At 68.9% G+C, this 20,234-nt stretch carries 13 protein-coding genes; 9 read left to right on the forward strand and 4 right to left on the reverse strand.

The features are described from left to right. Window positions 1-37 precede the first annotated feature (37 nt). Window positions 38-1,675, forward strand: coding sequence for an MFS transporter (locus ABZ471_RS28930; RefSeq protein WP_359070364.1), 1,638 nt, complete (start codon window positions 38-40; stop codon window positions 1,673-1,675). A 67-nt stretch (window positions 1,676-1,742) separates the two neighbouring features. Further along, window positions 1,743-2,927 carry an acyl-CoA dehydrogenase family protein gene (locus tag ABZ471_RS28935; protein WP_359070366.1) on the forward strand — a complete coding sequence of 395 codons (1,185 nt, stop codon included), beginning with the start codon at window positions 1,743-1,745 and terminating at the stop codon, window positions 2,925-2,927. A 42-nt stretch (window positions 2,928-2,969) separates the two neighbouring features. On the opposite strand, the gene ABZ471_RS28940 is transcribed toward ABZ471_RS28935, so the two are convergent. Further along, window positions 2,970-3,407, reverse strand: a complete 438-nt coding sequence (locus ABZ471_RS28940; protein WP_359070368.1) for a cell division protein SepF — start codon at window positions 3,405-3,407, stop codon at window positions 2,970-2,972. 266 nt (window positions 3,408-3,673) lie between these two features. On the opposite strand from ABZ471_RS28940, the gene ABZ471_RS28945 reads away from it, so the two are divergent. Next, complete coding sequence (locus ABZ471_RS28945) at window positions 3,674-4,960, forward strand: DUF5685 family protein (RefSeq protein WP_359070370.1); 1,287 nt, start codon at window positions 3,674-3,676, stop codon at window positions 4,958-4,960. A 90-nt stretch (window positions 4,961-5,050) separates the two neighbouring features. On the opposite strand, the gene ABZ471_RS28950 is transcribed toward ABZ471_RS28945, so the two are convergent. Together ABZ471_RS28950 and ABZ471_RS28955 are read right to left on the reverse strand one after the other, a co-directional pair. After that, window positions 5,051-5,392 (reverse strand): barstar family protein, encoded by a 342-nt coding sequence (locus ABZ471_RS28950; RefSeq protein WP_359070372.1) that lies wholly within the window; start codon window positions 5,390-5,392, stop codon window positions 5,051-5,053. Continuing rightward, window positions 5,349-12,299 (reverse strand): polymorphic toxin-type HINT domain-containing protein, encoded by a 6,951-nt coding sequence (locus ABZ471_RS28955; RefSeq protein WP_359070373.1) that lies wholly within the window; start codon window positions 12,297-12,299, stop codon window positions 5,349-5,351. The genes ABZ471_RS28950 and ABZ471_RS28955 overlap by 44 nt, the downstream gene beginning before the upstream one ends. Before the next feature lie 363 nt (window positions 12,300-12,662). On the opposite strand from ABZ471_RS28955, the gene ABZ471_RS28960 reads away from it, so the two are divergent. Then, a complete protein-coding gene (locus ABZ471_RS28960; RefSeq protein WP_359070375.1) occupies window positions 12,663-13,733 on the forward strand; it encodes a Tat pathway signal sequence domain protein in 1,071 nt (356 codons plus the stop codon). Between the two features lie 36 nt (window positions 13,734-13,769). On the opposite strand, the gene ABZ471_RS28965 is transcribed toward ABZ471_RS28960, so the two are convergent. Continuing rightward, window positions 13,770-14,717, reverse strand: a complete 948-nt coding sequence (locus ABZ471_RS28965; protein WP_359070377.1) for an ABC transporter substrate-binding protein — start codon at window positions 14,715-14,717, stop codon at window positions 13,770-13,772. A 454-nt stretch (window positions 14,718-15,171) separates the two neighbouring features. On the opposite strand from ABZ471_RS28965, the gene ABZ471_RS28970 reads away from it, so the two are divergent. The 5 genes from ABZ471_RS28970 to ABZ471_RS28990 form a co-directional block, all read left to right on the forward strand. Continuing rightward, a complete protein-coding gene (locus tag ABZ471_RS28970) occupies window positions 15,172-16,029 on the forward strand; it encodes an amino acid ABC transporter permease (RefSeq protein ID WP_359070378.1) in 858 nt (285 codons plus the stop codon). After that, window positions 16,026-17,819 (forward strand): FAD/NAD(P)-binding protein, encoded by a 1,794-nt coding sequence (locus ABZ471_RS28975; RefSeq protein WP_359070380.1) that lies wholly within the window; start codon window positions 16,026-16,028, stop codon window positions 17,817-17,819. The genes ABZ471_RS28970 and ABZ471_RS28975 overlap by 4 nt, the downstream gene beginning before the upstream one ends. 24 nt (window positions 17,820-17,843) lie before the next feature. After that, window positions 17,844-18,605, forward strand: coding sequence for an amino acid ABC transporter ATP-binding protein (locus ABZ471_RS28980; protein ID WP_359070382.1), 762 nt, complete (start codon window positions 17,844-17,846; stop codon window positions 18,603-18,605). 76 nt (window positions 18,606-18,681) lie between these two features. Next, window positions 18,682-19,737 (forward strand): LLM class flavin-dependent oxidoreductase, encoded by a 1,056-nt coding sequence (locus ABZ471_RS28985; RefSeq protein ID WP_359070401.1) that lies wholly within the window; start codon window positions 18,682-18,684, stop codon window positions 19,735-19,737. After that, on the forward strand, window positions 19,734-20,234 hold a 501-nt coding region (locus tag ABZ471_RS28990), incomplete at its 3' end, for an LLM class flavin-dependent oxidoreductase (RefSeq protein WP_359070385.1). The genes ABZ471_RS28985 and ABZ471_RS28990, both read left to right, overlap by 4 nt.

The raw sequence follows: 20,234 nt of genomic DNA on the forward strand, positions 1-20,234 counted from the left end.
TCCGCCGCACACGAGGGACCATCTGGGAGGTACGTACATGTCCGGGACGACCACGGCTGCCGTACGGCCGCGCCGTCGGGCGACCGGGGCCGGTGCCAACCGCTGGGTCGTCCTGGTCGTCCTCTGCGTCAGCCTGCTGCTGGTCACCCTCGACGCGACCGTGCTGCACGTGGCGGTCCCCGCCGTCACCGAGGACCTCAAGCCCGGCGCGATAGAACTGCTCTGGATCGTCGACGTCTACCCGCTGGTGTGCGCCTCCCTGCTGATCCTGTTCGGCACGCTGGGCGACCGGGTCGGCCGCAGGCGCATTCTGCTCCTCGGCTACGCCCTGTTCGGCGTCGCCTCCGCCGTGGCCGCCTTCGCCGGGACCGCCGAGACGCTGATCCTCGCCCGGGCGCTGCTGGGCGTCGGCGGCGCGATGATCATGCCCGCGACCCTGTCGATCCTCCGGCAGGTCTTCCCGGACCGGCGCGAACGCGCACTGGCCATCGGTATATGGAGCGCGGTCGCGGCGGTCGGCGCCGCGGTCGGTCCCCTGCTCGGCGGCTTTCTGCTGGAGCACTTCTGGTGGGGCGCGGTCTTCCTGGTCAACATCCCGCTGATGCTCGTCAGCCTGCCGGTCGGGCGGATGCTGCTGCCCGAGTCGCGCGGCGACGGCACCGGCCCGTGGGACGTGGTCGGCGCGCTGATGGCGGCGGTCGGCCTGTTCGGCGTCGTGTTCGGCGTGAAGCGGCTCGGCGGTGGCGAGCCGGTGGCGAGCCCGATCACCCTGGTGCCGTTGCTGGCGGGCGCGGTGCTGCTCTTCTTCTTCGTACGACGGCAGGGCCGGCGCCCGCATCCGCTGGTGGATCTGCGGATGTTCCGGCGGCCGGCGTTCAGCACGTCGGTGGGCTGCATCGTGCTGGCGATGCTCGCGCTGGTGGGCCTGGAGCTGATCGCGGCCCAGTATCTGCAGCTGGTGCTCGGCCTGTCACCGCTGCAGACGGGTCTGAGACTGCTGCCCCTGACCATCGCGGCGATGGCGGCGGGTCTCGCGGGCGCGCGGATGCTGCGCCGCTTCGGACCGCGCCGGATGGTGTGCTTCGGCTTCTGCCTCACCGCCGCGGCGGTCGTGACGCTGACGGCGATGGGCGGCACCGACAAAGCGGGCCTGCTCCTGTTCGGCTTCGTGCTGCTCGGCTTCGGCCTGGAGACCACGCTCTTCGGGGCGTACGAGTCGATGCTGAGCGAGGCCCCGGCCGAGCAGGCCGGCGGGGCCGCGGCGATCGGCGAGACGTCGTACCAGCTCGGCGCCGGGATCGGGATCGCGCTGCTCGGCAGCGTGATGAACGCGGCCTACGCGCCCGGTCTCGCATCGGTGCCGGGCGTCCCCCCGCACGCTTCGGACGCCGCGGGCCACTCGCTCGGCGAGGCCTACGAGGTCGCCGGCCGCCTCGGCGGTTCCGCCGGGGCGGCGCTGCGCCGGGCGGCGCGGGACTCCTTCGTGCACGGGCTGCACGTGACGCTGCTGGTGAGCGCGGGCCTGTTGCTGCTGGGCGCGGTGATGGCGCTGCGGCTGCCCCGGGTCATGCAGTGCGGGGAGGAGTCCGCCGAGGTGGAGCTGCCGTCCCCGAGGGAGGCCGAGAAGCCTAGGGTCGCCGTGGCGGCTCTGGACGTGCGGGACACTGCACCGTAACGTCGGCTGCACAGCGTAACTAGCGTTGCTAGTTTTCACCGTGCCTCAGTGTGCCGGAGGGTGTTCCATGTCCGCGAAGTTGCCCCCGTTCGACGCCGCCGACCCGCTCGGGATCGACGATCTCCTGGAGCCGGAGGACCTGGCTGTACGGGACACCGTCCGCAGCTGGGCGGCCGACCGCGTGCTACCGCACATCGCCGACTGGTACGAGAAGGGCGAGCTGCCCGGCATCCGGGAGCTGGCGCGCGAGCTCGGCGGCCTCGGCGCCCTGGGCATGTCCCTGACCGGATACGGCTGCGCGGGCGCCACGGCCGTGCAGTACGGCCTGGCCTGCCTGGAACTGGAGGCGGCCGACTCGGGCATCAGGTCCCTGGTCTCCGTACAGGGTTCCCTCGCGATGTACGCGATCCACCGGTTCGGCAGCGAGGAGCAGAAGCAGGAGTGGCTGCCCCGCATGGCCGCCGGCGAGGTGATCGGCTGCTTCGGGCTCACCGAGCCCGACCACGGCTCCGACCCCGCCGCCATGCGCACCCACGCCAAGCGCGACGGCGACGACTGGGTGCTGAACGGCCGCAAGATGTGGATCACCAACGGGTCCGTGGCCGGGGTGGCCGTGGTGTGGGCGCAGACCGAGGACGGCATCCGCGGCTTCGTCGTACCGACCGACCGGCCCGGCTTCTCGGCGCCCGAGATCAAGCACAAGTGGTCCCTGCGCGCCTCGGTGACCAGCGAACTCGTCCTGGACGACGTACGGCTGCCCGCCACCGCCGTCCTCCCCGAGGTCACCGGACTGCGCGGACCGCTCAGCTGTCTTTCGCACGCCCGCTACGGCATCGTCTGGGGCGCCATGGGCGCGGCGCGCAGCAGCTTCGAGGCGGCCCTGGAGTACGCGAAGACGCGGGAACAGTTCGGGCGGCCCATCGGCGGCTTCCAGCTCACCCAGGCCAAACTCGCCGACATGGCGGTCGAACTGCACAAGGGAATCCTGCTCGCCCACCATCTGGGGCGGCGGATGGACGCCGGCCGCCTGCGGCCCGAGCAGGTCAGCTTCGGCAAGCTCAACAACGTCCGCGAGGCCATCGAGATCTGCCGTACCGCGCGGACGATCCTCGGTGCCAACGGGATCTCCCTCGAGTACCCCGTGATGCGGCACGCGACCAATCTCGAGTCAGTGCTCACCTACGAGGGCACCGTCGAAATGCACCAGCTCGTGCTGGGCAAGGCGCTCACCGGACTCGACGCCTTCCGCTGACCCCGTCGTGGGGCCGAGGCAGGGCCGGTGAGCGGCCTTGCCTCAGCTCTGGTTGAAGAAGCCGTCCTCGCGGCGCGCCGCCGGCTCGCCGCTGATGATCTCCGTGTTCGCGGGCGTCAGCAGAAACACCCGGTTGGCGACCCGCTCGATCGTGCCCCGCAGGCCGAAGGTCAGCCCGGCCGCGAAGTCGACGACGCGCTTGGCGTCGGCGGGCTCCATCGCGGTGAGGTTCACGATGACCGGGACGCCGTCCCGGAACAGCTCGCCGAGGGCGCGGGCGTCCCGGAAGCTGTCCGGGGTGACCGTGCCGATCCGCCGGCCCCTCTCCTCGGCCGTGTCCGTGGCCACCTTCACCCGGGGGTCCGTGACCCACGCGTCCCCGGACTCGGTGCCCTCGGTGTAGTCGTCGTCGTAGTAGCGCTCGTCATCGTTGTCGTCGACGAGGCCGAGCCACGCACTCGCCTTGCGTACCGATCCCATGGACGCCTCCTCTCACAGCGGTCCTTCTTGCTTGCGCATCCCTATGGTCATCCATGATGCGGACGGCGCGCCAAGTGGATAGACGCCGCGCGGGGGGTTTGTGACGGTACTGGTGCACAGCCGATCCGTCGAGAGTCCTTGTGCCCCAAGGGTCCTGACTCTTACGGCTGCTGACTGAGAGTGAAATATGATTGTCGGCGGCGGATGGGTGAGGCGCGGGGCGTATGGGTGAACGTCAACGTCGTAACACGGTACGGGGGATCGTCTTGTTCGGAATGGTCAGGCCCTGCAGTCACCGGCTCGGGGAGAGCCTGAAGGCCCAGTGGATGGCGCACTTGTGCGGGCTGTGTCTCGCGCTGCGCCGGGATCACGGCCAGCTCGCCCGAATCGTGACGAACTACGACGGGTTGCTCATCTCTGTTCTGACGGAAGCTCAGGCGGGTGTGGTGAGCGCGGGGCGGCGTACGGCCGGCCCGTGCGCACTGCGCGGGATGCGGACCGCCTCCGTCGCGCAGGGCGAGGGCGCGCGACTGTCCGCCGCGGTCTCGCTGGTGCTCGCCTCCGCCAAGGTGCGCGACCATGTCGCCGACGGGGACGGGCTGCTGGGGCGGAGTCCGGTGGCGGTTGCGGCGCGCCGGGTCGCGGCGAGCTGGGGGAGGGCGGGCGCGCGTGGCGGGTCGGCGGTCGGCTTCGACACGGACGTCCTCGTCGAGGCCGTCGACCGGCAACTCGGCCTGGAGACCCTGGCCGGGCCCGGCACGCCGATCCTGACGGTCACCGAGCCCACCGAGACCGCGACGGCGGCCGCCTTCGCGCACACCGCCGTGCTGGCGGGGCGGCCGGGCAACGCCGAGCCGCTCGCCGAGGCGGGCCGCCTGTTCGGGCGGCTGGCGCACCTGCTGGACGCCGTGGAGGACAGGCACGCTGACGCCGTGTCGGGCGCCTGGAACCCGCTCACCGCCACGGGGACCTCGCTGACCGAGGCCCGCCGCCTCGCCGACGACGCCCTGCACGGCATCCGACTGGCGCTTCGGGAGGCGGAGTTCGCCGACGGGAAGCTGGTGCACGTGTTGCTGGCGCACGAGCTGGGGCGCTCGGTGGACCGGGCGTTCGGGACGGTGCCCGTGTGCGCGGCGCATCAGCCGCGCCCCGGGGCTGGAGCGGGGCCGTACGGGACGCCGCAGCCCGGGGTGCCTCAGGGGCCGTACGGCGGCGGCGATCTGTACGCGGGCGGCGGAAACCCGTACGCCGGTGGCGGCGGCTTTGGTGCCGGTGCCGGTGCCGGTGCCGGTGCCGGTGCCGGTGGCTTCGGTGGTGGAGGCGGTGGCTTCGGCCCCCCGATGCCCGTGCCGCCCAAGGGCCGGCGGGGCTTCTGGGCGGGTTGCGGGGTGTTCCTGACGTTGTGCTGCACCTGCAAGATGTGCTGCGCGGAGGAGTACGAGGGGCCGTGGTCCCGGAAGAAGCGCAATGGCTGCTGCCAGTACTGCGACTGCTCCTGTCCGGGCGGCTGCTGTGACGGGTGCGACTGCTGCTGTCCGTGTGACGGGTGTTGAGCGCCGACTTCCTGCGTGAAGGCAAACAAGTAGGCCCGCCACTTGAGTGGCGGGCCTACTTGCATCTACTTCACGGGGAGAAGTGATCCGTTACTCGAACCGGACCGTAAATCGGTCAGGGGAACCGGACTCGGCGTCCCACTGCTCAACCTTCAGGAGCAACTGCCGAACGCGAGAGTAGGCCAGATCCCCCATGGCCGCTCGACTGGCATCGGAATGACGCCATACGAGCTCTACCGGGCGGGCAACGTCAGTCGTCAGCCGATCCCACAGAGCGTCGAGGTTCCATCCGTAGTACGGGCCGAAATCCAGTGCCGAGTCGAGTGCCGCATGAAAGTCGCGCTCGGAAGAGATTGTGCGACCTTGTACCACGAGCTCCATTTTCCCGCTACTTCCAGTTGGGTAGTTGATAGAAGGAGCCGTAGTGATCATGAGTCACGTACGCCAGCCCGTCGTCAGAGTATACGAGTCGGGTGCCCGGCTGCTTTGACCGCTTCATCATCGGATCCAATCCGATATCCGCTTCGTAGTAGGTGCGCCCTGCAGCGGGGGGCAACTTGTTGTCGGAGTTCTGGAAGATGTCTCCGCCCAGCTGTCCGCCAGGCGCATGATTCCCCAGCGCCTTCCCCTCCACCCACCCCAGAGCCTTCGCCTGAGCCTTGGTCATGTAGTTCGAGGGGAGCTTGCCCGTTGCCTTCAGGCTCTCAATCAGCGGATTGGCATGTTCTGCGGCAGCCAGGATGGCCCCGAACTGGGCGCATGTGGAGTTATGGACGAGGATGGACTTTCCGCCCGCCATAACGTAGTAGGTGTGGAGCTCGTCAACCGTGAGGTTGTAAGTGCGCTGGCGCTTTGCGTACGAGCTGACCTTCAGGACGGTCAGAGTTGATCCGTCACTGCTCAGCAGCTCCATGCCGGGACGAAGATCCCCTGCGGCTGTCCACCGCTTTTTGGATGCGACCCAGAACGGATGCTCCGAGGTGGCTACGACATAACTCTCCTTGCCCTTGCCGACTTTCAGGGAGATACGAGAGAACTGCCGGTCCATGTCAGTGACGATCTTCTTCGTCACTTGCCTCTTGCGAGTTTTTCCGGTGTGTGGGTCGGTCGCCAGAACGGTGTCTCCGACCTTGACGTCCTCAATTTTCTTGGTGTGACCGTTGCCCATCAGGACGGCTGTGCCGGCAGGGAAGCACTTGCAGCCTGCGGGGACCCTGATTCTTGGCAGCTCACCGTTTTCGATGGAAAGCGCCACAGCTCCGGTCAGCAGGTCCTTGAGTGTTCCTCCTACGCCATCCGGGCAGCCGCCGACTCGCAGGCACGTCTCGTGTTTGACGACGTCGAGGGTGAAGTGACCCATGGAGCCATCCGCGTAGGTCCACCCCGGCCATCCGCCCCGCCATTCCTTGAGAATGGCGAAGAAGGTGTCACGGAACTTCTTTGCCTTGTCCCATGAATTCGGGACGTATACGTCCGGATAGATGGCACTTACGTTGCTGTTGTTCGTGTTGCCGTCCCCACTGCTCACGCTGCCTGTGTCCACGAGCGCCGATTTGCCGGGGTCGGGGTTGCAACCGCCGGTCTGGTATCGGCAGTCACCGCCGCCGTCGAGCATCAGGCCGCTGGGGTCGCTGTAGGCGATGGGGTTGTTGGCGGAGTACGAGTAGGCGTTGAGGTTCTGCGGGTCGTACGGCGTGCTCAGCGGGTCCGGGCTGAGGAACCGGCCCAGTTTCGCGTCGTACATGCGGGCGCCCAGAACCGACAGGCCCGTCGTGTCGTCCTCGGTCTTGCCCAGGAAGCCGCGGTCCGTGCCCGAGGGCAGGGAGGTGCCGCCGTTCTGGGCTCCGAAGGGCAGGTACTTGCGGCGCTGCGCGGTGCCCGTGGCGGCGTCGATGGTCACCTGGGTGGACGCCTGGTTGTCGGACATGATCCAGCTCAGCTTGCTGGTGTCCTTGTCCACCGCAGTGCGCATGGCCACGGTCGCGGTGCCGTCGGTGTAGTAGCGGGTGGCCTTGGCGCCTTCACTGCCCTTCTTGTGGACTTCCTGGCCCGAGAGGTAAAGGACGCTCTCGTCCGACGACTTGCGGATCAGGAGGGTGCCGGTGGCGTCGTAGACGTAGCCGGTGGTGCTCGCTCCGCTGGTCGCGGTGACCTGGTGCAGTTCGTTCCAGACGAACGTCGTCTGGTTGCCGGCGACGGTGCGGGTCTTCATCTGGCCGTCGGCGTCGTAGTCATAGCTGTCGGTGCCGCCGGGGGTCTTCACCGAGGTGACAGCGTGCGGGTGGGCGGCGCCTGCGGTGTAGGTCGACTGGTCGGCGGAGTAGCCGGGGTAGACGTAGTCGTTGACCTGGGCGCCGGTGGCGGTGGTGTTGGTGACCTTCTGCAGGTTGCCGATGCCGTCGTAGGTGTAGTCGAGCTGGTAGGGATCCTGGCCGGTGGCCAGGTCGGGTGCGAAGGGGCCGGAGCAGCCGGTCGTGGCAGCCGACGTCCAGGCGCGGGAGATGCGGTCCAGCTCGTCGTAGGTGTAGCACTGGTGCTGGCCGGTGATCCGGTCGGTCAGGTCGGTGGTCTGGCCGGCGTTGTCGCGGGTGTAGTCGTCGTTCTGGACGGTGCCCTTCGTACTGGTGGTGGCGGTGATGTTCTTCAGCCAGCCGGTGCCGTTGACGTCGTCGTAGGTGTACGAGCGGCGGGCCGTGCTGCCGGTCGTGGCTGTAGTGCCGTAGGTGCGGTCGGTCAGTCGGCCGAGGCTGTCGAAGCCGGTGGAGTCGATGTAGACCGTGTTGTTCAGGTCGCTGCTGACCTTCTCCGGCTTGCCGAAGGCGTCGTACTGCGTGGTGACGGTCTCCTCCGCCAGGTCCCCAACCGCCGGGTAGGTGATGCTGGTCTGCTGATCGGCCGCGTTGTGCGTGAACTTCGTCTTGTACGTGTTCTCGAAGCCCGTACCGTCAGCGGGAATCGTTGTCTGCGACTCGGAGATATTGCCGTCAGCGTCGTAGGAGTTGATCGCGTTGGTATAGGCGTAGCTGCCCACGTACGAGGTCGAGGTGGCCAGCTTGCCGATGCCGCCCGACGCGGTGTCGTAGGTGTTGCGAGTCAACACCTTCGAGCCGTTCTGCGCGGTCAGCTGCCGGTTGAGGGCGTCGTACGTGTAGCTGACGAGCGTGCCGTTCGCGTCCTTGGTCGACTCGACGTTGCCGTTGGCGTCGTACGTGGTGACGCCGAGGCCGGTCAGGTCGGCGTCGGGCTCCTTGCCGCCGGTGCGTTCGCCGAGCCAGTTGTAGGCGTAGGTGGTGATGTTGCCCTTGGCGTCGGTGATCTTCGACAGCTGCCCGCTGCGGTTGTACTCGTATGACGTCGTGTACGTCGAGGGGCCGAATTCGGTGACCTTGCTGATCTGCCCGAAGACGTCGGTGTAGGTGTTGGTGCGCTCACCGACGGCAGGCATGGTGGTGGTGTAGTCGCCGTGGTAGTTGGTGATCGTCTGGCCCTGGGCCTGCGGCTCGCCGTTCACCATGATCCGGGACTCGGTGGTGCGGCCGGCGTAGTCGATGACCACGTCGGTGTAGGAGGGCAGGCTGTCCACGGTCGGCAGGACCATGCCCGACCCGGCGGGGCCGGAGTTGTAGAACGCGGAGCTGGTGCCGGTGACGTTGCCCGAGGTGTCGTAGCGGGTGGAGATCACGCTCCGCCCGGTGCCGTTGGGCGCCGGGGCCTGTGTCTCACGAGTACGGCCGAGACCGTCGGAGTAGTCGTAGCTGGTCAGGAACTGGCCGCCGGACTGCAGCGTGGTCGTGGTGATCTTCGGCGGGACGGTGGAGACCAGGTCGGGAACGCCGTCGCTGTTGTCCGCCGTCGTGATGTCGTACTGGTACTTGATCGAGGGCGTGCCGTCGGGGTAGGCGGTGATCTGCGCAGGCTTGAACACCTTCGAGACGCGGCCCACGGCGTCGAGGACGATTCGGGTGGTCTGGTTGTTGGCGTCCTGGATCCGGTAGGGGATGCCCCACAGGCGGGAGTACCAGGCGGTGGTGGACTGCGGCTGGGCCGGGCCGTTGCTGCCGTCCGGGTCCGGGGTGGTGACCTTGACGCCGTCGACGGGCCAGGAGGTGTCCGGCTGGTACTTCGTGGTGGTGGTGTTGTGCCTGCCGTCGGTGGCGGAAGTCTGCCGTCCGGCCTGGTCGAACGCCGCCGTCCTCTCCCGGGAGTGGTCGGCGTCCGTGTACTTACGCTCGGTGGTCGGGAGACCGTCGGTCGGCTTGTTGGTGTCGACCGAGGTGGCGTTGTCGTACAGGGTGACGGTGTAGGAGTCCTGGTTGGCGGCGGCGCGGGATGCGCAGTCGGCGGCGTAGTGCCGGGTCTCGTCGGGCAGCACCATCCACCGCTGGACCTGCGAGTCGGTGAAGTAGTCCGTGTTGTAGGCGCGGCCGTAGGTGGTGCACCGGTTGTCGTCGTAGCTGGACAGACCCCAGTCGTTGGTGCGCATCGGCAGGCCGTACTTGGTGCTGGCCGGCTCGGCCTCGTCGTACTCGTTCTTGACCGTGTGCTCGCGCCAGCCGCTGGAGGTCAGCTCGTCCGTGGTGGTCTTGGAGTCGCGGACGAACCGGGCGTCGGGCAGGCCGTCGTAGTGGGCGGTGTCGTGCACCCAGTATTCGTGCCAGGTCCGCCTGTGGGACTGGCCGGAGCCGTCGCGGTTGCTGGTCTCCAGCATCTTGCCGTTGAGCCAGGCGGAGTCGGGCACCGCCGCGCTGCCGCTGTCGCCGTCGTCGACCGTGACGCTGCGGGTCTTGGAGGGGTCGTTCTTGTCGGTGCGGTCGCCGTCCATGCCGCGGTACAGCCAGTAATAGGTGGAGGCCGCGTTGGACTTGGTGCCGGTGTGGATCTCGACCTGCTGGTAGCCGCGCCACTCGGTCCAGGACTCGTTCTTGTCCTTGGTCAGCGGGTCGTTGGGGAACGCCCAGGCCGGCTTGCCCACGTAGTCGTACGTGGTGGTCATCACCGGGTCACCGTCATTGCCCGAGCCCGATCCCGGGCCCGGGTCAACGCTGACCTGGGCGACGACGTACTTTTTGAACCAGCCCGTCTTCTCGTCGGTGGAGCCTTCGGGCACCCACGTCTGCTTGAAGCAGGCCTGGGTGTTGTCGGACTCGGTGGGCGGGTTGTTGATGTCGCAGGTGTCCTGCGCGTCGTAGTTGCGGTAGGTGACGTTGGTGAACGAGCCGAGGTCGCTGTGGATCTGGGTGACCCGACGGAAGTTGAGGGTGCCGCCGCCGAGCTGGTTGTCCCGGTACTCGCCGTTGATGTTGATGGTGGGCAGCGTGATGTCGTCGCCGTCTCCGTAGCCCCGGCGCTGGACGTAGTCCAGCCAGAGCGTGTTGTCGATGGTTCCTTCGGGATTGGGCAGCCCGTACTTCATCTGGTATTGCATCGCCGGGGCCCATGGGGCGGCGTCGTTGTCCCGGACGAAGGTCTTGACGTCCCAGAGCATCTTCGTGGAGAAGAACGTGGGTGAGTACGTTTCACCCTTGATCGTCTTGCAGCCGTCGTCGGCGACCGTGCCGTCGCACATCAGGTCCGTCGGCACATCCGGGTAGGAGTCGGGGTAGTCGGTGATCGACGGGCAGGGATCGGGCTCCTTGGCCAGCGGATCCTTGTCCGACATCCGCTCCAGACACCGGCCCACGTACCGCAGGTCCACCTTCGCGGGCAGCTGCGCCCCCGAGATCTGCGACGCCCACCCGTACTCGATCCGCACCGGGTAGGCCGCGGAGTCGTAGACCCGCGCCTGGTCACTCAGCAGGACCGAGCGGTAGTGGTTCTGCTCCTTGTCGTAGAAGTAGGCGGTCTCCACCTCGTTCGCGTCCACGACGCGGTCGAGACCCCAGCGGTAGGCCTGGGTGCTGACGCCCACGCCGCCGTTGTAGCCGGGCTCGCCCGGGTTGTTGCCGAACACCGGAACGGTCAGCACCGAATCGGTGGCGGTGTCCGTGCGCTCGGAGCGGCCCCAGCCGAAGTAGTAGCGCATGCCGTCCTGGGTGGAGATCACCCAGTACTCGTCGTCCGAGCCGTGCCCCCCGGTCAGGTGCTGCACGCGCCAGCCCGGGTCGTCCTGCACGTGGTACGAGCCGGTGCCGTTGCCGTCCTGGACCAGGGTGGAGCTGACCCCGTTGAAGTTGATGACGTAGACGGCCCCGTCGGGCTCGTTGGTGGAGTTCGGCGAGTCCCAGCACAGGTCACCGACCCAGCCGGTGCCCGTGCCGTCGTCCTGGCAGCCCCGGTAACGGCGCTCGATGAAGCCGACGCCGCCCAGCTCCCAGCCCAGACCCGCCCAGCTGGCCTGCGTGTTCTGAGCGGAGGTGAGCGCGTCCACGGACTGCGAGTTGTACGACAGCGCCAGCGCCGGCGCGGTGCCCGCAGGCGGCTTGGGCGTCTGGATCGGCAGGTTGTACGTGAAGGCACCCGAGCCGATGGAGACGTTCCAGGACCCGGACGGCTTCAGCGACGAGGCCCGGAAGTCACCGGCGTCCGAGGAGGAGGTGGACGCCAGCGTGTAGACCGTCCCGCCGGTCGTTGCGGCGGTCATCGCCTGGGGCTGGAAGGCGGACTTGGCCTGCTGGCCGGGCTGGATGACCGAGATCTTGGTGTTGGGGTCGGCGTCGGCCTGGACGGTCGCGGTGATGGTGCCCTTGGCCACGTTGTTGGTGACGGGTACGGGCCGGGGGTTGGCGGTCGAGCAGCCCTTCGCCTTCGGGGTGGTCAGCGCGCAGGCGGGCAGGGCGACCACACGTAGGCGGGAGGCGAAGTTGCCGCCGTAGGCGTACTTGAACTTGGAGTAGTCGAACGAGACGTTCACCGGGCCGGGTGTGCCCCGGCCGTCGCGCCGGGTGAGCTGAGCGCCGACACCGACGCCGCCCACCGGCTTCAGCTGCGCGCGGTTCAGGACCTTGACGTCGACGTCCGCGGGGGCCGGGATCGCGATGGCGGACCGCTGCTTGGCCAGGGCCTTCGCGGGAGCCGGACCCACCTGGACGACGGCTTCGCCCGTGTTGCCGGAAGGCGCCACAGGAAGCCTCTTGCCCGGCTTCAGACCCGAGAGGGCGAGACGGGCGTGCGCCGCCTTGGGCCACACCGGACGCACCGGCTTGGTCTGCGTCGGCTCCGCACCGTCACGCGGTACGCCGCCGGCCGCCTGCGCGGGCACGTTGACCGGCTGCTTGCGCCCCGCCGCCGTGGCCTTGACCGCGCCGGCGGCCTCGGCCACCGGCGCGGCCAGCAGTGATGCCGCGAGCGCCATGGCCAACGCCCACGGAGCGCCCTTCCCCTGTCTGCGCGTGAGTCGCACGGACCATCCCCAACCCAAAGAAGGCCGGGACCCGGTCCCGGCGCATGTGCAAAGCGAAGCAGCCGTGGCAGTGGGCCAAAAGCAAAGTGAAAGCCGTGTAAAGGCCAGGCCGGAGAGGCACGTTAAGCGGAACGTGCCTTCCGCGGACAGTCCCTCAAACCGGACTGATCAACAAGAACCCTCTCTTCACCGACCGTACGCAATTGTGATGTGTGTCACATTTGCAGGTTATTTGGAACCAGTGCTGTGAGCTGGGCAAACGATGCTGGTTCAAGAGCCTGTTCAGTGATTCAATCCCTGCGGTACACACAACCCGCACACATCGACGCCCGCTCCAAGCCGACGAAGGGTCCCGGAAGACACATGAAGCGCGAGACGTCCGGCCAGCTGAGCCGGCGCCAGATACTGCAGCGAGTCGGCGGGCTGACGGCCGCGGCCCTCGTGGGCTCGGTGGCCCTGACTCAGGCCGGCACGGCGTCAGCGGCCGTGGCGTCGTCCAAGCGCTTCGACCTCACCGACCCCTCCGAGGAGTGGTTCCGCGAGATCCTGCTCAACGAGACCCGGATCCTGCAGTCGTTCGCCTTCGACAACACCAACAAGCACCTGTACACCGTGCAGTTGGTGCAGGGCGGGCGCATCCTGCCCGGTGAGACACGGGCGTACACCGGCACCGAGCGCGACACGAGCGGCGACCTGTGCATCACCCGCCTGGACTGGCAGGGCTACATCATCGGCCGGATGTACCTCAAGGGCTTCGGACATGGCGTGTCCATCGGCGTCGAACCCTCCGGCAACAGCGCCTACCTGTGGACCGAGACCAACGCGCTCGCCGACAGCAACAACGACGGCTACGGCACAAAGATCGCCCGCTTCAAGTTCGCCAACGGAACCGTCGTCCAGTCCGACTCGCAGCAGGTCACCCGCTTCGACCCGGTCCCCGGCTCGGACCACAACACCGTCGCCGTCGACCCCGTCAACAACCGCATCGCACACCGCTACCGCGTCAACGGCACCACCTGGAAGTACAGCCTCTACGACCTGGCCACCTTCAAGGCCGGCACCTTCACCGCGCTCGCCACCATCACGCAGCCCTCCGTCCTGACCGGCCCCACCTTCCAGGGCTACACCACCATGGGCCAGTACCTCTACACTCTCGACGGCACCGCCTACACCTACGACAGCAACGGCAACCAGACCAGCACCAGCAACACCTATGTCACGTCGATCGACTGGAACACCGGCACCGTCTTCGAACGGCGACTGAGCAACGCCGGGCAGAGCCTCTTCTACCGCGAGCCGGAGGGGCTGGCCGTCCAGATCCCTGACACCAGCACCCCGACCGTCGCCCGGCTCTTCCTCGGCCTCGGATCCGAGGAATCCCTCACCCAGACCGACAAGAAGGCCAGCTTCTACTACAAGGACCTCCTCGTCTGACGGGCCGGGGGAACTGGTGCTCGGTTCTTCGGTTCCTCAGTTCTTCAGTTCTGGAGGTGAGATCCGGGACTTGGCGATCGCCGAGCCCGTCGTCCCCCACTTCTTGAGGATCCTGTCGTACGTGCCGTCGGCGATCAGCTCGTTCACCGCCGCCTGGAAGGCCGGGGCGAGCTTCGTGCCCTTCTTGAAGGCGAAGCCGACGTCCAGACGGTGGAACTCGTTGAGGAACTTCACGCCCTGCTGGTGGGCGACGGCATAGCGCAGACCGTTGATCGTGGACATCACGACGTCGCTGCGGCCCTGCTGAACCGAGGACCAGATCGCGCCCTGCTCGGCGTACGTCTGCACCTGGTACGCCTTCTTGCCCGCGTCGGTGCACACGTGCTTGTTCTCCTCCAGCGTGGCCTCGAAGGTCGTACCGGCGGCGGTCGCGATGTTGAGGCCGCACAGCTGCTTGAGGTCGGTGATCCGGGTCAGCTTGCTGTCCTTGCGGGTGGCGAAGCCCTGGCCGTCGTTGATGTAGGTGACGAAGTCGATCGTCCTGCGGCGCTCGTCGGTGACCCCGAAGTTGCTGGCGCCGAAGTCGTACTTGCCGCTGTCCAGGGCCGGCAGGATCGCCTCGAAACTCGCCTGCTCCACCTTGAGCCTGAGGCCGAGCACCTTGGCGACCGCCTTGGTGAAGTCGACGTCCTGGCCGGTCAGGGTCTTGCCGTCGGACAGATACGTGGTGCCGGGCGGGGTGCCGCCGACACTGACCGCGACGGTGAGGTCGGTGACGCCCGCCGGCAGCAGCTTCGCGGCCGCGTCGTTCTTCCTGACGGCGGAGATCACGTCCGTGGTGGGCACCTTGCCGGAGTCGGCCGCCACTGCGGCGGCGTCCGTCCCGCCCGAGCCACCGGACCCGGAGCCGCAGGCGGTGAGGAGCAGAGCGGCCGAAGTGATCGCGACAAAGGGGATGAAATGTCGATGAGTGGGCGTACGCATCGGGTAGCGGTCTCCTGAAAGCAGAAGCAGAAGGCGTGCAGGGCGCGAGGGGAGGGGGGCGCGTGTGAAGGCCGAGAAGAACGAGAAAGAAGGGAGAACGCGTAAGACGTCCGCCCCAGAAGGGCGGGCACGCAGGGGGTCAGCTCAACAGGACGAGGACCACACGCGACCGAAGTCGATGTGGGAGCGGGTGACCAGCCACTGCTGTGGATGCATGGGCCAAGTGGAACAGGCATCCGGTTCTGCGTCAACTGACTTGAGACGTACGGCTCACAGTGTGGACCGCCTTGACAGCGCACCGAAACGCCCACGTACTCTCGACGGACGGCTCTGCTGAGGGGCTCGGCCGTGTCCGCGCCGTACGGCGCCGCAGTGTGAAGGCACCCACCGTGTTCGTCCCCCACTCTCGGCTTCGCTCGAGCGGGAGGGACCTCCATCGTCACGGAGCCTTCGCATGTCATCCGACACCCTCGCCAAAGTCCCCGCCGCGCCCCAGGCGCCCGAGCGCGCGGACGCCCTGACGATCGTCCCGCAGCGCCGCTTCGGCCAGTGGACGGCCGCCGTCGCCGTCCTGGCCCTGCTGGGACTCGCCGTCAACTCTGTCCTGCGCAACGAGGCGTTCCAGTGGAACGTCGTCGCCGACTACTTCACCTCGGACTCCGTGCTCCGCGGACTCTGGCTCACCCTGTGGCTGACCGCGGTCGTGATGGTCCTCGGCTTCGCCCTCGGTACCCTGCTCGCCGCCCTCCGGCTCTCCGCCAACCCGGTGCTGCGCGCGGTCAGTTGGGGTTACGTCTGGTTGTTCCGGTCGATCCCGATCCTGGTGCAGCTGCTGCTGTGGTTCAACATCGGGGCGCTGTACCCGCAGGTCCTCGGGGTGCGGACCGTGAACCTGCTGAGCCCGGTCGCCGTCGCGGTCGTCGGGCTCACCCTGCACGAGGCCGCCTATGCCGCCGAAGTCGTCCGGGGCGGCATCCTCTCCGTGGACCGCGGGCAGATCGAGGCCGCCCAGGCGCTGGGCCTGAGCCGTTGGCGGCGCTGGCGGCGGATCGTGCTGCCGCAGGCCATGCGCTCCATCGTGCCGCCCGCCGGGAACATGCTGATCGGCACCCTGAAGGGCACCTCGATCGTCAGCGTCATCGCCGTCAACGACCTGCTGTTCTCGGCCCAGTTGATCTATCACCGCACCTATCAGGTCATCCCGTTGCTGATGGTCGCCACCCTCTGGTACACCGTCGTCACCTCGGTGCTCGGCGTCGGCCAGTACTACGTCGAGAAGCACTATGCGCGCGGGACGGAGTCCGCCCGATGAGGCCGCAGCTGGTGATCGTCGGAGCCGGGCCGCGGGGGACCGGACTCCTCGAACGCATCGCCGCCAACGCGCCCGAGTTGTATGCCGGTTCGGGCCTCGACATCCATCTGGTCGACCCCCATCCGCCGGGCGGCGGACGCATCTGGCGCGCGGCCCAGTCACCTCTGCTGTGGATGAACTCGCACGCCGAGGACGTCACCATGTTCACCGACGAGACGGTGCAGATGGCCGGCCCGGTGCGCGAGGGCCCCACCCTGCACGAGTGGGCCGGCCTGGACGGCGACACCTTCGCCGACCGGCAGCTCCAGGGCCGCTATCTGCGCTGGGTGTACGAACAGGCCGTCGCCGAACTGCCCCCGGGCGTCACCGTCCACCACCATCCCCGGCGTGCCCTGCGGATCAGCGGCCCGAGCGAAGGGCGCCAGCAGGTGTGGCTGGAGGGCCGCCCGCGGCCCCTGCTCGCCGACCTGGTCGTCCTCGCCCTCGGCCACCTCGACTCCGAACTCGACGCGGAGCAAGAGGAGTTGGCTGCCTACGCCGGTGAGAACGGCCTGGTTCACCTGCCGCCCGACTTCACCGCCGACAGTGACCTGTCCCCGCTGAAGGCCGGCGAACCCGTCCTCGTCCGCGGCTTCGGACTGGCCTTCGTCGACCTGGTGGTGCTGCTCACCGAGGGGCGGGGCGGGCGCTACGAGGGTGACACCTACGTTCCCTCGGGGAACGAGCCGGTGCTGTACGTCGGCTCGCGGCGCGGAGTGCCGTACCACTCGAAGATCGGCTACGAGTGGACCGGCCCCCGGCCCGGACTGCCTCGCTTCTTCGGCCCGCCCGAGGTCGAGGCGCTGCCGGACCGGCCATGGGGGTCCGCCCGCTCGAGCGAGGCCGAGAGCGGGGGAGGCGTCGACTTCCGGCGCGACGTGTGGCCGCTGGTGGAGAAGGAGCTGGGCTTCGCCCACTACCACCGGCTCTTCACCGCCCACGCCGAGCGTACGGCGATGGCCTGGGCCGACTTCGAGGAGCGGTACGCGGCCGCCGCCGACCCCGCCGAGACCCGGGCGCTCGTCGCCGCCGCCGTACCGGACCCGGCCGACCGCCTCGACCTCGCCGCGCTCGACCACCCCCTCGACGGGATGCGGTACGCCTCGCACGAGGAGTTCCAGGAGGGCATGCGCAGCTATGTCGAGGCCGACCTGAACCGTCGTCACGACCCGGAGCACAGCGCCGACCTGGGCGTCTTCCTCGGTCTGCTGTCCGTCTACGGGCAGCTGGTGCAGCTCGGGGACATCGGCCCCTGGTGGCACGGCTTCTTCAGCTACCTGGCGTCCGGGCCGCCCGGGCCCCGGCTGCGACAACTGCTCGCCCTGTCCAGGTCCGGCCTCCTGCGGTTCGTCGGCGCCGACATGACCGTCACCGCCGAGGACGGCGTGTTCCGGGCGGCCAGCCCCACCGTGCCCGGGTTCTCCGTGACGGCACGGGCGCTGGTCGAGGCCCGGCTGCCCGCACCGACCCTGGGACGGACCCGCGACACCCTGCTGCGGGAGCTGCACGCCGACGGGGCCGCCGAGACCCCCGACGGGCTGCTGCGCGTCGACCCCGCCGACGGCCGGATCCTCGACGGGGCCGGCCGACCGTCCCCCCGGCGCTTCGCACTCGGCCCGTTCACCGACGGCCGCACCTCCGGCGCCTTCACCCGGCCGCGCACCGGCGGACCCGCGTTCCGGCAGAACGACGCGACGGCACGGGCCGCGCTGCGGTTCCTGGCCGAACTCGCCCTCCGCGCAGCCGCATGACCCCCGACTCGAAGGAATTCCGCGATGAGCGTCATGGTGGACATCAGGTCCGTCCACAAGAGCTTCGGCTCGCTCGAGGTCCTCAAGGGCATCGATCTGGAAGTGCGCAGCGGTGAGGTCACCGTCGTCCTCGGCCCGTCCGGCTCCGGGAAGTCGACGCTGCTGCGCGCCATCAACCACCTGGAGAAGGTGGACCACGGCGCGATCAGCGTGGACGGCACCCTGGTCGGCTACCGGCGCTCCGGCGACAAGCTGTACGAGCTGCCCGAGCGCGAGGTGTTGAAGCAGCGCACGCGGATCGGCTTCGTCTTCCAGAACTTCAACCTGTTCCCGCACCTGACCGTGCTGGAGAACGTCATCGAGGCGCCGGTGGCCGTGCTGAAACGGCCCCGGAAGGAGGCGGTGGAGAGCGCGCGCCGACTGCTGGAGCGGGTGGGACTCGCCGACAAGGCCGGTGCCTATCCCCGGCAGCTGTCCGGGGGCCAGCAGCAGCGGGTCGCGATCGCGCGGGCGCTCGCGCTGGAACCGAAGCTGCTGCTGTTCGACGAGCCGACCTCGGCGCTGGATCCCGAGCTGGTCGGTGAAGTCCTCGATGTCATCAGGGATCTGGCCACGCAGGGTACGACGATGATCGTCGTCACGCACGAGATCGCCTTTGCCCGCGAGGTCGCCGACACGGTCGTGTTCATGGCCGACGGGAGGATCGTCGAGCAGGGACCGCCGGGCCAGGTGCTGGACGCTCCGCAGGAGGACCGGACCCGGGTGTTCCTGTCGAAGGTGCTGTGAGTGATGACCAAGGTGCGCGGTTCGTCGGCGCTTTGCGAACAGGGGTGCTGAGGTGGGCGTGCGGTATGGGCGTGGGCTGTTGCATCTCGGCGTTGCCGTCGATCAGCCGGACTGTTTCGACGCCGCCCCGTACGTCGAGCTGGCGCAGCTCGCCGAGCGCGGTGGGCTCGACTTCGTGACGCTGGGCGACTCCTTCGCGCGCCCCGGGCCCGACGCGCTCGCCGTGCTGTCACGCGTGGCGCCCGCCACCCGGCGGATCGGGCTGGTCCCGACCGTCACCACCACGCACACCGAGCCCTTCCGCGTCCAGGCGGCCGTCGCCACCCTCGACTGGGCCAGCCGAGGCCGGGCCGGCTGGCGGATCGACGTGTCCACCACCGAGGGCGAGGCCCGCCTCTTCGGCCGCAGACACGCGGCCCCCGCCGAGGTGCTGTGGCAGGAGGCGGGCGAAATCGCCGACGTGGCCGCGAAGTTGTGGGACAGCTGGGAGGACGGCGCGGAGATCCGGGACGCTGCGACCGGTCGCTTCCTCGACCGGGACCGGCTGCACCACGTCGACTTCACCGGCAGCGCCTTCTCCGTCAGGGGCCCCTCGGCCGCGCCCCGACCCCCGCAGGGCCACCCCGTCCGCGTGGTCGACGCCACCGAGGGACCGGCCCGGGCCACCGCGGCCCGCTACGCCGACGTGGCCCTGGTCCGCACCGCCGACCCCGCGCAGGCCGCCGCCGTACGCAGTCAACTGCGGGACCAGGCAGTGGAGTTCGGCAGGAGGCCGGGCACCCTGCGGGTCCTGGTGAGCCTGCTCGTCGACCTGGGCGACGGCGAGTACGCGGCCGAGCCCGGGCACGGCGGGGGAGGGCCCCGGCCGACCGCGCAGGGTCCGCTGTACCGGGGCGGGCCCGTCGACCTCGCGGAGCTGATCGCCGCCTGGCACGCGGAGGACGTCACCGACGGCTTCCACCTCACCCCCGTCCAGCCGCGCCGTGACCTGGAGCGGCTGGTCAACGGCACGGTGGCGCTGCTCCAGCACCGTGGCCTGTTCCGCACCTTCTACCCGGGCAGCACCCTGCGCGAGCACCTGGGCCTGGCCCGGCCCGCCAACCAGTACGCCGTGACCGGGGGAACGTCATGACCGTACGACGACGGGTACATCTGGCAGCCCGCCTCCCGGCGGACGGTGAGCACGCCGTCTGGACCGATCCGCGCTTCGGCTCGCCGGTCGCGTTCAGTTCCTTCGAACAGCCGGCGCGCACCGCCGAGCGCGGGCTGTTCGACTTCCTGCTCCTCGCCGAGGGGCTGCGGCTGCCCGAGCACCAGGGGCGGATCCACGACCTCCACGCCACGGGCCGGCCGGAGCCGGTCACCGTGCTGAGCGCGCTCGCCGGCGTCACCGAACGGCTGGGGCTCGCCGCCACCGTGCACACGGCCTTCACCGAACCGTACGAACTCGCCCGCAGGCTCGCGACCCTGGACCATCTCAGCGGGGGCCGGGCCGCCTGGCACGTGGAGACCGCCTCGGACACCGGCACCGGCGCCAACTTCCGCCACGGTGGTCGCCACGACGGTCGTACCGACCCTGCGGACCGGTACGGAAGAGCCCAGACCGATGTGTGGCACTTCTATGACGAC

This window comes from Streptomyces sp. NPDC005728, assembly GCF_040630895.1.
Lineage (GTDB): Bacteria > Actinomycetota > Actinomycetes > Streptomycetales > Streptomycetaceae > Streptomyces.

Coding starts and splice junctions, on each gene's coding strand:
- ABZ471_RS28930 (WP_359070364.1), top strand. CDS start 38: ATGTCCGGGACGACCACGGCTGCCGTACGGCCGCGCCGTCGGGCGACC.
- ABZ471_RS28935 (WP_359070366.1), top strand. CDS start 1,743: ATGTCCGCGAAGTTGCCCCCGTTCGACGCCGCCGACCCGCTCGGGATC.
- ABZ471_RS28940 (WP_359070368.1), bottom strand. CDS start 3,407: ATGGGATCGGTACGCAAGGCGAGTGCGTGGCTCGGCCTCGTCGACGAC.
- ABZ471_RS28950 (WP_359070372.1), bottom strand. CDS start 5,392: ATGATCACTACGGCTCCTTCTATCAACTACCCAACTGGAAGTAGCGGG.
- ABZ471_RS28960 (WP_359070375.1), top strand. CDS start 12,663: ATGAAGCGCGAGACGTCCGGCCAGCTGAGCCGGCGCCAGATACTGCAG.
- ABZ471_RS28965 (WP_359070377.1), bottom strand. CDS start 14,717: ATGCGTACGCCCACTCATCGACATTTCATCCCCTTTGTCGCGATCACT.
- ABZ471_RS28970 (WP_359070378.1), top strand. CDS start 15,172: ATGTCATCCGACACCCTCGCCAAAGTCCCCGCCGCGCCCCAGGCGCCC.
- ABZ471_RS28975 (WP_359070380.1), top strand. CDS start 16,026: ATGAGGCCGCAGCTGGTGATCGTCGGAGCCGGGCCGCGGGGGACCGGA.
- ABZ471_RS28980 (WP_359070382.1), top strand. CDS start 17,844: ATGAGCGTCATGGTGGACATCAGGTCCGTCCACAAGAGCTTCGGCTCG.